This window comes from Vibrio splendidus, from assembly GCF_024347615.1.
Lineage (GTDB): Bacteria > Pseudomonadota > Gammaproteobacteria > Enterobacterales > Vibrionaceae > Vibrio > Vibrio splendidus.
In genome coordinates, this window is the sequence record NZ_AP025509.1 from 306,651 (window position 1) to 321,215 (window position 14,565).

The 14,565-nt window shown below is 41.7% G+C and carries 10 protein-coding genes; all 10 read left to right on the top strand.

The features are described from left to right. Window positions 1-24 precede the first annotated feature (24 nt). The 10 genes from OCU90_RS18785 (at window position 25) to OCU90_RS18830 (ending at window position 14,560) form a co-directional block, all read left to right on the top strand. Complete coding sequence (locus tag OCU90_RS18785) at window positions 25-1,047, top strand: ABC transporter permease (protein ID WP_061025698.1); 1,023 nt, start codon at window positions 25-27, stop codon at window positions 1,045-1,047. 9 nt (window positions 1,048-1,056) lie between these two features. Next, a complete protein-coding gene (gene yejF / locus OCU90_RS18790; RefSeq protein ID WP_061025697.1) occupies window positions 1,057-2,706 on the top strand; it encodes a microcin C ABC transporter ATP-binding protein YejF in 1,650 nt (549 codons plus the stop codon). Between the two features lie 366 nt (window positions 2,707-3,072). Continuing rightward, window positions 3,073-4,098 (top strand): ABC transporter permease subunit, encoded by a 1,026-nt coding sequence (locus tag OCU90_RS18795; RefSeq protein ID WP_061025695.1) that lies wholly within the window; start codon window positions 3,073-3,075, stop codon window positions 4,096-4,098. Between the two features lie 2 nt (window positions 4,099-4,100). Beyond that, on the top strand, window positions 4,101-5,144 hold the full coding sequence (locus OCU90_RS18800) for an ABC transporter permease (RefSeq protein ID WP_029405077.1): 1,044 nt from the start codon (window positions 4,101-4,103) through the stop codon (window positions 5,142-5,144). Window positions 5,145-5,160: 16 nt separating this feature from the next. Continuing rightward, window positions 5,161-6,984: an extracellular solute-binding protein gene (locus OCU90_RS18805; RefSeq protein ID WP_017089910.1), complete on the top strand. Its 1,824-nt coding sequence runs from the start codon at window positions 5,161-5,163 to the stop codon at window positions 6,982-6,984. A 13-nt stretch (window positions 6,985-6,997) separates the two neighbouring features. Next, window positions 6,998-7,867, top strand: a complete 870-nt coding sequence (locus OCU90_RS18810; RefSeq protein ID WP_169798679.1) for an ABC transporter ATP-binding protein — start codon at window positions 6,998-7,000, stop codon at window positions 7,865-7,867. Between the two features lie 2 nt (window positions 7,868-7,869). Next, a complete protein-coding gene (locus OCU90_RS18815; RefSeq protein WP_081090027.1) occupies window positions 7,870-8,703 on the top strand; it encodes an ABC transporter ATP-binding protein in 834 nt (277 codons plus the stop codon). Between the two features lie 55 nt (window positions 8,704-8,758). Further along, window positions 8,759-9,598, top strand: a complete 840-nt coding sequence (locus OCU90_RS18820; RefSeq protein WP_004730379.1) for a hypothetical protein — start codon at window positions 8,759-8,761, stop codon at window positions 9,596-9,598. 72 nt (window positions 9,599-9,670) lie between these two features. After that, on the top strand, window positions 9,671-13,618 hold the full coding sequence (locus OCU90_RS18825) for a zinc-dependent metalloprotease (RefSeq protein WP_061025692.1): 3,948 nt from the start codon (window positions 9,671-9,673) through the stop codon (window positions 13,616-13,618). 237 nt (window positions 13,619-13,855) lie between these two features. Further along, window positions 13,856-14,560, top strand: a complete 705-nt coding sequence (locus OCU90_RS18830; RefSeq protein ID WP_017092383.1) for a response regulator — start codon at window positions 13,856-13,858, stop codon at window positions 14,558-14,560. Window positions 14,561-14,565 lie beyond the last annotated feature (5 nt).

The window sequence follows — 14,565 nt, forward strand, 5'->3', positions numbered from 1 at the left end:
TGAATAAAAAGGTATTGATAATAAATGTTTAACAACCCTTTAGCTGAAGCTCGTTGGTTACGTTTTAAAGCAAACAAGCGTGGTTTTATCTCCCTTTGGATATTTACTATTTTGTTTGGACTGAGCCTGTTCGCTGAGATCATCGCCAACGATAAGCCTTTATTGGTTTCTTATGATAATCAGTGGTTTGTGCCTGTCATTAATGAGTATGCAGAGACCGAGTTTGGCGGCGAGTTTGAAACAGAAGCCGACTACAAAGACCCGTATGTTATCGAACTCATTGAAGACAACGGTTACATCGTGTGGCCAATCATTCCTTTTAGCTACGATACGATAAACTTCGATATTTCAGGCGCGGTGCCATCGGAGCCAGATTCAGTGAACCGGCTAGGAACCGATGATAAAGGGCGCGATGTGCTAGCTCGCATCATTTATGGGTTCCGTATTTCCGTTCTATTTGGTTTTATTCTGACGATTGTATCGAGCGTGGTCGGCGTCGTAGTCGGGGCGACACAAGGTTACTACGGTGGTTGGGTTGATCTGTTTGGTCAGCGCTTCATTGAAGTTTGGTCGGGCATGCCGACCCTGTTCTTGTTGATCATTCTGTCGAGTTTTATCGAGCCAAACTTCTGGTGGCTGCTCGGAATAATGGTGCTCTTCAGTTGGATGAGTTTAGTTGGGATTGTCCGAGCTGAATTCTTGCGCTGCCGAAATTTTGATTATGTAAGAGCCGCGCAAGCGATGGGTGTTGATGACAAACGTATTATGCTTCGTCACATGCTACCCAACGCGATGGTTGCATCGTTAACCATGATGCCGTTTATCCTTTCAGGCTCGGTCACCACATTAACGTCGTTAGATTTCTTAGGTTTTGGTCTTCCTGCGGGTTCACCTTCATTGGGTGAGCTGTTGGCGCAAGGTAAAGCTAACTTACAAGCGCCTTGGCTTGGCATCTCTGCCTTCGTTGTGCTTTCACTGATGCTGACGTTACTGGTCTTCGTTGGTGAAGCGGTGCGTGATGCTTTCGACCCACATCAACAGAAGTAAGGATAGGTTATGACTTCAAATACAGTTCCTACTTCAGGGTTAACAGCAGAGGCTGCTAATGAATCTCCAGTTCTGACCATTGATAAATTGTCGGTAGGGTTTGGGCGTAAAGACTCGATAGAACAAGTGACGCAAGATGTCTCTTTAGAAATATACAAAGGTGAGACATTAGCGCTGGTGGGCGAGAGTGGTTCAGGCAAATCGGTTACGGCTAATTCAGTATTGAAACTGCTGCCTAAAGGCTCGTCACACTACTTGAATGGTAAGATCAATTTCTCTGGTACCGACATTCTGAGTTGTTCTGAAAGGCAATTGCGAGGGATTCGTGGTGGCCGCATCGGCATGATCTTCCAAGAGCCTATGGTGTCGTTGAACCCACTTCATAGAGTCGGTAAGCAGCTGGTTGAAACTCTTTCTATTCACCGAGGAATGCGAACCAACAAAGCGCAAGCCTTGGCGATAGAGTGGCTTTCCAAGGTGGGTATTCGCTACCCAGAGCAAAAGATTTCAGCCTATCCGCACGAGCTATCTGGTGGAGAACGCCAACGCGTGATGATCGCGATGGCGCTGATTAACGAACCTGAGCTGCTTATCGCTGATGAGCCCACTACGGCTTTGGATGTATCAGTACAAGCGCAGATCCTCGACCTGTTAAAAGACCTGCAACAAGAACTCGGTATGGCGATGCTTTTCATTACTCATGACTTGAGTATCGTTCGTAAAATTGCCGACAGAGTAGCGGTAATGAAAGATGGTCGCTTGGTTGAAAGCAATGACTGTAAAACACTTTTTAATGCGCCAGCTCACCCTTATACGCAAAAGCTTATCAACTCTGACCCGAAAGGCTTGCCTGTCCCTGTGTCACCCGAAAGCAAACCGCTACTCGATGTAAATCAACTTCGTGTTTGGTTCCCGATCACGGGTGGTTTATTCAAGCGCACCATTTCTCATGTTAAAGCCGTCACCGACATGGAGTTCACTTTGAAGAAAGGACACTCAATCGGTTTAGTTGGCGAAAGTGGTTCTGGTAAATCAACAACCGGTATGGCGATACTTAAGCTGGTGGATAGTGAAGGATCAATTACCTATTCGAGTGAACAGCTTCAAGGTTTAGACCGAAAACAAATGCTGCCGTTTAGAAGCCGTATGCAAGTGGTCTTTCAAGACCCATTCTCTGCGTTGAATCCAAGAATGTCGGTTGCTCAAGTGATTGGTGAGGGTTTGTTAGTGCATCAACAATTGGATGAGAATGAACTCGACCAACGCATCTGTGACGTAATGAAAGAGGTCGATCTCGACCCTGAAACGCGCCACCGTTATCCAAATGAGTTTTCTGGCGGTCAAAGGCAGCGTATTGCGATTGCTCGTGCTTTGATTTTAAAGCCAGAGTTTATCTTGCTTGATGAGCCAACATCGTCATTGGACAGAACCGTTCAAGCTCAAGTACTGGATTTGCTGAAGTCACTTCAAGAAAAGTATGGCCTGACCTATTTGTTTATCAGTCATGATCTGAATGTAGTGAAATCCTTATGTCATTACACCATTGTGATGAAAGCTGGTGAGGTAATAGAGAAGGGTGACACTGAGACTCTGTTTGGTAATCCGCAGCATGAATACACCAAGCAACTTGTGAGTCTTTCCAATGTTGGTGGTGTGTAGCTAGTACATTACTCATAGATTAGCTCCTCTCTCATTAGACCAATAAATCGCTTCTGTTTCACAGTGGCGATTTTTTGCATTTGATTTCGATTTGTCACCATATCAATGCGGCTTACAAACATGTTTGAATTGTCTAAGCGGTTCACTTTCTAAGTTACAAACAAATATTAACCACACCTTCTAATTCTAAATTTATTATTGATATCTAATTTAAGATTATGATTTTAAAGGGTAAAGTTTGTTAATTGAACTGGTTAAAATTAAATGGAATTGTAAGCTAATGTAGGTAAATGTAACCATTTGACTACTTTATTTTATTGATTAAATTGATGAAATATTGCTTTAAATGGAATTTGGCTAGTTAGGATGATTGCATATTTACTGAAACGTTTTGCTTTAGTTGTACCTACGTTTCTTGGTATTACGATTTTGATATTCGCGATTACGCGATTTGTCCCTGGGGGCCCTGTTGAGAGGATGCTTGCAAACATGCAGCCTCAAGGGGACGGTGGTGGCGCGTCTAGTCTCGTTGGCCAAAACTCAGCTCTGTCTGAAGATCAGCTTGCTGATCTAAATAAATTTTATGGACTAGATAAACCGGTAACGGAAGCGTATTTCGAATGGTTAGTTCGACTTGTTCATTTTGATCTAGGCGAGTCGACACGCTACTACGAACCTGTCAGTGACATGATTTTTGAGCGCCTGCCAGTCTCTGTTATGTATGGTGGTGTTACCTTTTTTATTAGTTATTTTATCTCGATTCCTCTTGGTTATTTTAAGGCGATGAAGCACGGCAGCGTTTTTGATTCTGTTTCATCAATCATGATTTTTGTCGGCTATGCCTTACCGGGATATGTAGTCGGCGTGCTTCTTATTACGTTTTTCAGTTATCACCTAGAGTGGTTCCCAATGGGGGGCTTTGTTGATGATGACTTCGACGACTTCAATACTTTCTCAGAGCAAATTACTGATATTTTGTGGCATGCGGTCTTACCTTTGCTTTGTTACCTGATAGGTGACTTTGCGACGTTAACCATGACCATGAAGAATAATTTGATGGAAAACTTATCGTCAGATTACATTCGCACCGCTATCGCTAAAGGTTTGCCTTTCAGAGAGGCGATTCGTAAACACGCACTACGCAATAGTTTAATTCCAATCGCTAGCCACTTTGGCAACTCTCTTCTTTTCTTTATGACGGGCTCTTTCTTAATTGAGGTCATTTTCGATATTAATGGCATAGGCCTGCTTGGTTATGAATCAATTGTAGAAAGAGACTACCCAGTGGTTATGGGTATTGTTGCAATCAACGCTTGCATATTGCTGCTTGGCAATATCTTGTCTGATGTCTGCGTTGCATTGGTTGATCCTAGAGTGAAGTTTGGAGCTTGATGATGATTAAATTAAATCCGCTGACGCTAAAGCAGATCAAGCGATTCAAACAAATAAAGCGTGGATACTGGTCGCTGATAATTCTATCTGTAATGTTGTTACTGTCTCTTTTTGCTGAAGCGTTGATCAACAGTAAGGCTTTGGTGGTGCGTTATCAGGGGGAATATTACTTTCCCATTGTATCTGATGTTTACTCAGGTAAGACATTTGGTTTGGAGTCTTCGGGAGAGGCAAACTATCGACTGCTTCAATTAGCGCTTAAAGATAAAAACAATGGCGACTTTGCGATTCTACCTTTAGTGCCTTGGAATCCTTATGAACAAGACTTCTCCGGCGAATATCCACCACATGCTCCAAGTGCCTACTCAAAGCACTATTTGGGCACTGACGTAATCGGGCGGGATATTTTAGCCAGACTGGTTTACGGATTCAGAACTGCAATGGGATTTGCTCTGATAACAATGATCATTGCATACAGCATTGGTGTAACAGTGGGCTGTGCAATGGGTTTCTTTGGTGGCAAGTTTGATCTGATTGTTCAAAGAATCATTGAGACTTGGTCAATGGTGCCGTTCCTTTACGTGATCATGATTTTGGTTTCGATAGCGCAACCAACGTTTATGCTTTTCGTATTGATTAATGTGACTTTTGGATGGATGGGTATTACTTGGTATATGCGGACGATGACCTACAGAGAATCGGCCCGAGAGTATGTCTTAGCAGCAAAGGCTTTAGGAGCATCAACAGCAAGGATCATCTTTCACCATATTTTACCCAACACGATGGTGATGATCGTCACTCTGGCGCCTTTCACTATTGCTGCAAACATTACAGCTCTTACCGCATTGGATTATTTAGGTTTAGGTCTTATTCCACCTACCCCTAGCTGGGGGGAGCTTCTTCAGCAAGGTAAGTCAAACTTAGATTCCCCATGGATTGTTGGTTCTGTTGTGACCGCAATTGTCGGTGTGTTGGTTATGGTTACATTCATTGGTGAAGCGATAAGAACAGCCTTTGATCCAAAAAAATACACAGTTTATAGATAAGCACTAGGAAGTGATGATGTACAGATATGGACTATTCGCTTTGTTGTTGAGTTTTCTAGCTCAAGCACAGCAAACACCAGACAATTTGGAATGGCATAGTAACTGGGTTGATCCAGTATTTGCGTCTGATGAAGCTAAGCGCGGAGGCACACTACGCAGCTATATGCCTAGCTTTCCACAAACACTGCGTTCAGTTGGCCCTGACGCGAACTCTGGCATTCGTTTCTATTTAATGGATGGCACACCTAAATTGTCGCAACGACATCCAAATACAGACCGCTGGATCCCTCAACTGGCGAATGAATGGGCATTTGGGGATGATCACAAGACAGTTTATTTCAAACTGAATCCTGATGCGAAATGGTCTGACGGAGAGAGCGTAACGGCTGACGACTATCTATTTATGCTGACGTATTACCGTTCGAAAGACATTATTGATCCTTGGTATAACGACTTTTTCCGCAACAGCATCAAGGCCGTTGAAAAATTCGACGACTATACGATCAGTATTACGATGGCCGAGCCTAAAAGTAATGATGAACTTATGGCTCTTATCAATATGCCGAGTCACGGAGTACAGCCTCGTCCTAAGCATCATTTTGTTGATATTAACGATGGGAATAAGGATGGCATGGATGATAATTTTGTTCGTAAATACAACTTCAAGTCAGAGCCTACAACGTCGCCTTATTACATATCGAAAGTAAATAAAGGCCGCAGCATTACTTTTTCACATGTTGGTGATAGCTGGTGGGGGTACGGAAATAAATACTATCAAAACCGATTTAACGTGGAAAAACTTCGCATCAAGGTAATTCGTGATAGTGATATTGCACGTAAGCACTTTGAAAAGGGAAAGTTAGACACGTTTGCGATGGTACAGCCTCAACTGTGGCATGAGAAAACCAGCTCAGAACCTTTTAGCCATGGTTTTATCCAAAAATTCTGGGGCTTCAATCAAAGGCCACAAGGCGCTGGCGGTTTATGGATAAATACATCCATGCCACTGCTGAACAACATTAATGTTCGAAAAGGCATTACTTACGCTACTGACTTTGATGGCATGATCAAAAACGTGTTGCGAGGCGATTACTCCAGAAAACCTCATGCTATGGGATTTGGACACGGTAAATACGATTTAGAGGGTGTAGAGGCTCCACCGTTTAGACCTGAACTGGCGATTGGTTATTTCGAATCTGCAGGTTTCGATAGTATCGGTTCTGATGGTATTCGTATGAATGCCAGTGGGGTTCGTTTGAGTTTCAAAATCACATATGGCTACAACATTTGGACACCAAGAGTTGCCTATCTAAAAGAGCAAGCGAAGTTAGCTGGTCTAGAGCTCAACTTAAACCTTGTTGATGGTTCTGCTGCATTCAAATTTATTCTCGAGAAAAAACACCAGCTTGCTTTTCTTAATATGGGCGGAGGGGAGATACCAGCTTACAAAGAGTACTTTCACTCGACAAATGCCAACCGTCCTCAAACTAATAATCATACAAATTTCAGTTCACCAGAGCTAGATCAGAAAATTGAGGCGTTTATTTCTGAGTTTGATATGGAAAGGAAACAGCAGCTATCTCAGAACATCCAAAGAAAAATAAAAGATGCGTATGTCATTGTGCCTGGCTATATGGTGCCTTATACACGAGATGCCTACTGGCGTTGGATTAAGTTCCCAAAGAACCCAATGACGAAGAAGACTGGCGCCATGTTTAATATTTTAGATACCAGTAATTTCTGGATTGATACAGACCTAAAAGAAGAAACTCAGTTGGCTTCTAAAGAAGGTAAAGCATATCCACCCATCACCATCATTGATGACAGATATAAGCTCTAAGGATGACCGTGGAATGAACCAAAATATTGTACTAAAAGTTCGTGACTTAGAAGCAGAGTTCAGTACTGATGAAGGCATTGTCAAGATACTGAAAGGTGTGTCCTTTGACGTGAAATCAGGCCAAACACTCGGTTTGGTTGGGGAATCGGGCAGTGGGAAGAGCGTAACTTCCATGTCTATTATGGGACTACTTCCTAAGCCTTATGGAAAGGTCACGGCTGGAAAAATAATTTATCGTGATACAGACCTTACAGAGGTACCTGAACATGAGATGCATAAGATGCGTGGGAACCGTATCTCAATCATTTTCCAAGACCCTATGACTGCCTTGAACCCTGTTCAGACAATTGGCAAGCAGATTGTCGAGGTTCTGGATTTGCACCATAACCAGATGTCTAAGTCTGAAAAGATAGAGTACGGAATTGGTTTGCTTGAGAAAGTTGAAATTCCAATGCCGAAACTACGTTTTAAAGAATACCCTCATAGCCTGTCAGGGGGGATGCGACAAAGGGTAATGATTGCAATAGCTCTTGCATGTAAGCCTGACATCTTGATATGCGATGAGCCGACGACTGCATTAGATGTAACGGTTCAAGCATCAATTTTGGAACTGATAAGAGAGCTTCAAGAAGAGACCGGGATGGCAGTGATCTTTATCACTCATGATCTAGGTGTTGTTGCGGAAATTTGCGATGAAGTCGCTGTGATGTATGACGGACGTATTGTTGAGCATGCAGAAATTTTCGAACTTTTCGATCACCCACAACATCCGTATACAAAAAGACTCTTGAGCTTAATTCCAGATCTCAATGTCGAGCCGAAACAAACCATTCAAATCAACCCAATTGATTTGAATGAATTCCCAGAATACAAGGGGAATTGATTATGTCAGAAGTCATTAGAATTGAAGGGCTAAAACAGCATTTTCTATCAGGTAAGAACCTATTTAAGAAAGGTTATGTAATCAAGGCTGTTGACGGTGTTTCATTCTCAGTGAAGCAAGGTGAGACGTTAGGTCTGGTTGGAGAGTCTGGCTGTGGAAAAAGTACGCTTGGTAGAACATTACTCAAACTGTATGAGCCATCCGCTGGGAAGATCTTTTTCGAAGGCGAAGACATCACCCATTACAGTACAAAAAGAATGCGTCCACTTCGTCGAGATATGCAGATTGTATTTCAGGATCCTCTAGAATCATTGAATCAGAGGCATACAGTAGGCGGCATACTTGAAGAACCTTTTATTATTCATGGGATTGGTTCAAAGAAAGACCGAAAGCAATGGGTTTTAGAGCTACTCGATAAGATCGGATTACCTCACTTCGCCGTAACCCGTTATCCGCACGAGTTTTCTGGAGGGCAAAGGCAGCGTATAGGCATAGCAAGAGCAATAGCATTAAAGCCAAAGTTATTGATTTGCGATGAGTCAGTATCGGCATTAGATGTTTCTGTGCAAGCACAGATATTGAACTTATTACTAAAAATACAAAAAGAGATGAACCTTTCCATTATTTTTATTTCACATGATCTCTCTGTCGTTAAGCACATTTCAGATAATGTGGTCGTAATGAAAAAAGGTAAAATAATTGAGTTTGGAAGTGTGGAAGACGTTTATAAAAACCCAAAAGAAGAATATACAAAAACTCTATTGGCGTCGATTCCAATAACGCATCCATCTCAAAGGAACAAAATAAAAACAACGAGGTTAGTTAAACAGGCTTAAAACTGGAAAAAGAAAATGTAGATATAATACGGAAGTGTAATACAAGAAGGAAAATATGAATAAACTACTTATGTTGCCAGCGTTCATGCTGGTGGCGCCTTCGCTCGCCCTAGCAAATAATTTGCAAGATGAGTGGGAGTCCAAAAACAATGAAAACCCTTGGTCTGGATACATTAGTGCTGACTATTCTCGAAACGGATATGAAGACAGTGCGTCTTTAGCAAATCGTTCGGCTTCTGCAACTGGCGTTGTCCGATATTCGTTTTCAGACAAATCTCGACTCCAAGTAGTGGCGTCAGGTTACCACTTGTCCGACGGTGATGAATATGGGACTAGGGGACAGTTCTGGAATGATACGTCCATCTCATGGGGGCGCAATGGATTATTCAAACCAACTGATGGTTCATCACTGAGTGGCGAGGTGAGAGTAATATTGCCAACGTCCAAATGGTCAAGGAGGAACGATCTAACGTTAGGAACTAGGTTGAAAGTCAGGTGGAGTGCTCCATTCGATAATTGGATTGAAGGGCTTTCATTGAGTAATACGTTATTACTTAGAAAAAACTTTCACGAATATAAAACAGCCGGTGGTAATCAGCTTATTGAATACCAATTGAGTAGCCAATTTTCTCTTGATTATGTTTTTGCAGAAGACTTCTATTTTAACATTTTTGTAATGCCTAGACAGTCATGGAATTATAACGGGAGCACGTTTGATCCAACTCTATTACATGGGGAAGAGGTGGGCTACCAAATAACTAAGAGTATTTCTATTTCTGCTGGATTGACTAATGGCATTAGTTATTACAACCCAGAAAGAGGTTCAAATCCTCTTAATGATTTAGTCGATTTAAAGAAAACAACTTATTACGCAGTGATTAACTATCAATTCTAATATTGCACCGTTCGCATTGAAATTAGATAGTTAGAAATAAAAATGTAATATAATTATAAATATAGGTAAATTATGTTTAAACACGCAATTATCGCAGCAAGTATTGCCGCAATCCTCAGCGGGTGTGGGGCCGAAGATCGTGCCTATGACACCTATGAAAAACCAACCGAAGAGATTTCTGTTCAATCTCTAGATACGGAATCACTTTGGATGTACATGCCGTCGACTGGTGAAGCTCCTCGCTATGCTATGACTCAACGTGGCTTTTTCCAAGGCGATCCAAAGTTAGTAACGCTTCGTTTTGATGAAACTAATGGTATTTATGTCGAAGAAGTTGATCGCGATAAGGTCAATGCGACAGATGAAAGTCGTTGGGATGCGGAAATCAACCGTGCTCCTGTACTTAAGATTCCTGGAGAGTTCCGCCAGTATCGTTGTGCTGAAAATAGCTACGGTGAGTGTACAAACAAAGAAGAAATTAACGCCGATGAAGATGTGCCATGGAGTCAGGCGACGCACTTTGTACCTAAATATGAAGAGATTCAATCGCTATCTCAAGACACAATTAGAGCTTGGTATACCTCCAGTAACGTTACGGAGTCTGCAGAACCTCGTTTGATTTCATACGAATACGATCCTGAGGGTGGGGTAATTAACGTTGAAGTAGAACGAACCTTTACTGCAGAAGCGGAAGATCAATACCAGTTTGGTGGTGAACTTAACGACTTATCATTCAAAACACGTTTTTTCTATTCTCTTGTTAAGCTCGATAAGTTAGCAAGTGAAAATTACGAACCTATCTATTATCAAGGCCAAGACAGCGCATACTTTGGGTTCTTCAACGATAGCAAAGAAGTAAAAACTCACACCGGTGAGAGTAACGTACAGGGTTCTCGTTTTTCTTATATTAACCGATTCAATCCGGATCTAGAGTCGATCGATTACTACTTAAGCGACAGTTACTTCGATGATGGCAATGAAGCGTACCTGCAGCTTACTCTTGATACTATGAAAGAGGTAAATCAATCATTAGAAGGCACGGGAGTTCCTCGCATTAACATTGTTAATAGTGATAAGAAAGCGGGTGTGCAAACTGGTGACTTACGTTATAACGTGTTCAACTTGATCGCGGATCCGGTAGACAACGGACTTCTTGGTTATGGCCCATCGGCCACTAACCCATTAACGGGCGAAATTATTCATGCGCATGTTAACCAATACCTAGGTGTCATTCGCTCGGCAAGTCGTCGTACATGGGATGACCTTGCGAAACGCTACAACCGCCAAGAAATTGCAAAAGTACAACCTGCGGTTGTGGTGGAAAAAAGCAATGCTTCGAAATCAAGCGCTGAGCCAACCGAAATTGATTTGTTCAATAAAATGCTCGAGGAAGATCGAGGACCATCGGTCAATGTTCCAGCGTTGAGTGAACGTGAAATTAATTTGGTGGCCAAAGATAATTTAGTCGATTCACTTCCTGAAGCTGATTTGGATTTCAAATACGATACCAGCAACCAAGATCTCGCTCTACAGTCATTCTATAAACGCCAAGATATGTTGAAACGGTTCTCTGAGCAGAATGTATATAGCGTTGATGCGATGTGGTTAAGTACCCAATCAAAGGGCTTAGTGAAGGGCTTAGATTATGCCCAAGGTGGCTATTTCGCCGACGCTGATCAAAGCAAAATGAAAACGTGGGAAGAACTGACGATTGATCAGCAGAAGTTAGCAAGCCAAGCGATTTCGAAACACATGTTCAAATCAACATTGATTCATGAACTTGGGCATAACCTTGGTTTACGTCATAACTTTATGGGTTCCACAGATGAAAGCCATTTCTATACAGAGGCTGAGCTTGCACAAAGCAAAATTGGGCACCTTGATAAGCCAGCGGCCTACAGTTCGATCATGGATTACGGTGCATCAATATTTGATGAACTGCTGACGTTCGGTAAGTACGACAAGGCCGCTTTACGTTTTGCTTATGCTCGTCAGGTTGAAACAAATGAGCTCATCGTTAACACAAATAGCGAAGGTGCTGATGTCGCTGTAGTAGACGCCACTGGAGCTCAAAAGCGTAAAGTATATTCTTTGGCTGAGTATGACCGTCAGCTATCTAATGACTATAAGGTTTATCCAACGGGTGTTATTGCACACTTGAGAGCTAACGCTGGTCAAAATGGTATTCCAGATTCGTTAGTGAGCTATCGCTATTGTACGGATGAACACACGACCACTAACTTGTTATGTGATCGTTTTGATGAAGGTACAAGCCTTCAAGAAGCTACGGAGTTTAGAATTCAGCGATACAAAGATAGTTATGACACGGTTAACCAAAGAAATGGACGTGAGAGATTTGAACAGTACCATCAATATAATTACTTCTTATATCGAATGGGAGAGTTCCAACAAATTCGAGATATCGTTGAAAATGTTGGTGAAATTGACTTCATGTTTGCTCGTTACTTAGGCGCAAATACAACGAATAACAAAGGGCAAGTTTTCGAAGAAATAGCGGGAAACAACTGCGTGGATTTTCGAGGTAATACTATTCCATTAGAAAATTTGTCTGCAGGTGTTCGTCCAATTTGTGATACCTACAATGCAGCTAATTTAGCGGCAGATTTCTTCTTAGAAGTGCTAACTGCACCTGATAAGGTGTGTGAAACTGAAGAGTTGAGTGGTGTGGATGGAGTCCCTAACCGCTATCGTTTCGCCAAATTATCTGATCTTTGGTTAACGTATCAAGGTGGTATGTCGCAAAATCGCGATGTTCCAACCAGTTGTTTCGATGAAGAGTTAGTTCAGATGTTAGCAAGCCAAGCTAACGAGATCGTAATTCGTTCTGAAACTCGAGATGGAAGAGTATGGGCTAGCTTAAAAGCGAATAACCCTTACCAAACATCGTCTTCTTCTGTTGATTTGTTAGGCGTATGGCCAGACAAACTACTAGCAGCGCAGATGTTAGTTAAACGTGATACACCTTTCAAATCAACAGAGAATTCGAGCTTAGCGTTGGTTGATATGTCAGACAAAATTTCACATTTGTATACGTATCTATCCGATTTAACGGGTAGAGCTGAAGCTCGCCAAGCTATTTTTGTTGATGGGAATGGAGATTACGTAGAGACAGTTCTAAAGTACAAGCAAGACATTACCGAAACAATTGAGGCGACACCTTCATACCTATGGCCAATGAAGCGCTACTTCTCAATGGGCGGTAATGAAGCATTTGTGTATTGGACTGATGGAGCTAGACAAGATACTAAGGTGCCGTATTTCGGTACGCTTCTGAAGAACTTAAACAAATACAATCGAGCAAATGAGTATGGTTTGAGTGATTCTGTATCTGGGTTTAGCGACTCTATCCACATCAACTATGCGAATAGTAGTTATGCCGACGAAGATGGGATTAACTTTACTTGGAAAGGGACAAATTATTCGTTGAATTCACGTAATACACTTGCAAATGCTTTAGCTTCACGCGCTTTGTATAAAGAAGACCAAAAAGCACGAGTCGATAAATTGAATGGTTTGCCATATCGAGTTCGTAATGCACTTTCTGTGTTTAAGAATACTCGAGATCGTAACGAAGCACGTATTATTGCGGTCGGTGATAAGCAGGCTCTAGTCGCTCTTCGAGATACTACAGGATTCGCGCGTTGGACTATGTTTGATAACCAATTTGAAGAATATGACGAAGATGGTGAGAAATGTTTACGATTTAAAGTCGATGGCGAGTCGACCGAAGATCATATGAAACGTAAGTGTAACCCTCAGTCAAGCTTGCAAACAGTACAAAATAGTTCGATTGGTAAATTTGAAGATGAAGAGCACGACCGTATATTCGATTTGGCGCAAATCTTTGGTAACCAGATAGCGGATAACAACACCAGTTCGACGAATGCTGCTCATAAAGAAGTGTATAACTATGATCCTGAAGAGTTAAGACTTTGGAGCTCTAACGAATACACAAACTATCGTCGCGCATTTGAACAGTTCCCCATTTTCGATGACTAAACAGGCAACGCTTAGATAAACTCGCAAATCGAACCGATTACCTTATTAAGGTAATCGGTTTTTTTGAGTATAAAATTAAGAGTATTTAATATATTTTTAGCTGCATTACCTTTTATTTATATGTTATATAGATGTTTTTGTTATTTTTATAAATAGAAGCTATGTAAAAAGAATGTGCTGAATTTTGATATAAAGAAGCGGTTCGCAAGCTAGCAGAAGGCATGGTGAAAAGGATTTATGACCAACCCGAAACTCGTGATCGTAGAAGACGATCCCATCTTAAGAGAGATGTTACAGGAATACTTTGAAAGCCAATCTTTTGAAGTCGTCACTATTTCTGATGGAGCATTAGCGTGTGAGCAAATTTTAACTATTCAGCCCGATATTGTTCTACTTGATCTCATGTTGCCAGAAGTTGATGGACTGACTATTTGCCGACAAGTGCGAAGTCAGTTTAATGGAAAAATACTGATTCTTACGGCGAGCGATGATGATTTCGATCATGTAGCCGCTTTAGAAACTGGCGCCGATGACTTTATTAGTAAACCCATTCGTCAAAGAGTGTTACTGGCGAGAGTGAGGATGCTTTTACGTCGTATCCCTGAAAGTTCTGTAAGTGCTGAAGTGAGTAAGAATGAATTGGTTTTTGGTAAGTTAAGTTTAAATCGTGTTACCAAAGTTTGTACGCATATTGGACAAGACATATCGATAGCGGAGAGTGAATTTGAATTGCTTTGGTTATTAGCTTCTTCTCCGGAGCAAGTGCTATCACGTAATTTTCTTACTCAAGAATTGAGAGGGGTAGATTACGATGGCATTGATCGTTTTATCGATAACAAAATCGTAATCTTACGTAAAAAGCTTAACGACATAACTGTCCCACCTAAAAAGATCATCACTGTAAGAGGCAAAGGCTACTTGTTCGTACCAGAACGTTGGTAACGGTA

What these genes read in the sequence shown, in the direction of transcription:
- OCU90_RS18785 (WP_061025698.1), top strand. Translation starts at nt 25, where the DNA reads ATGTTTAACAACCCTTTAGCTGAAGCTCGTTGGTTACGTTTTAAAGCA.
- yejF (WP_061025697.1), top strand. Translation starts at nt 1,057, where the DNA reads ATGACTTCAAATACAGTTCCTACTTCAGGGTTAACAGCAGAGGCTGCT.
- OCU90_RS18795 (WP_061025695.1), top strand. Translation starts at nt 3,073, where the DNA reads ATGATTGCATATTTACTGAAACGTTTTGCTTTAGTTGTACCTACGTTT.
- OCU90_RS18800 (WP_029405077.1), top strand. Translation starts at nt 4,101, where the DNA reads ATGATTAAATTAAATCCGCTGACGCTAAAGCAGATCAAGCGATTCAAA.
- OCU90_RS18805 (WP_017089910.1), top strand. Translation starts at nt 5,161, where the DNA reads ATGTACAGATATGGACTATTCGCTTTGTTGTTGAGTTTTCTAGCTCAA.
- OCU90_RS18810 (WP_169798679.1), top strand. Translation starts at nt 6,998, where the DNA reads ATGAACCAAAATATTGTACTAAAAGTTCGTGACTTAGAAGCAGAGTTC.
- OCU90_RS18815 (WP_081090027.1), top strand. Translation starts at nt 7,870, where the DNA reads ATGTCAGAAGTCATTAGAATTGAAGGGCTAAAACAGCATTTTCTATCA.
- OCU90_RS18820 (WP_004730379.1), top strand. Translation starts at nt 8,759, where the DNA reads ATGAATAAACTACTTATGTTGCCAGCGTTCATGCTGGTGGCGCCTTCG.
- OCU90_RS18825 (WP_061025692.1), top strand. Translation starts at nt 9,671, where the DNA reads ATGTTTAAACACGCAATTATCGCAGCAAGTATTGCCGCAATCCTCAGC.
- OCU90_RS18830 (WP_017092383.1), top strand. Translation starts at nt 13,856, where the DNA reads ATGACCAACCCGAAACTCGTGATCGTAGAAGACGATCCCATCTTAAGA.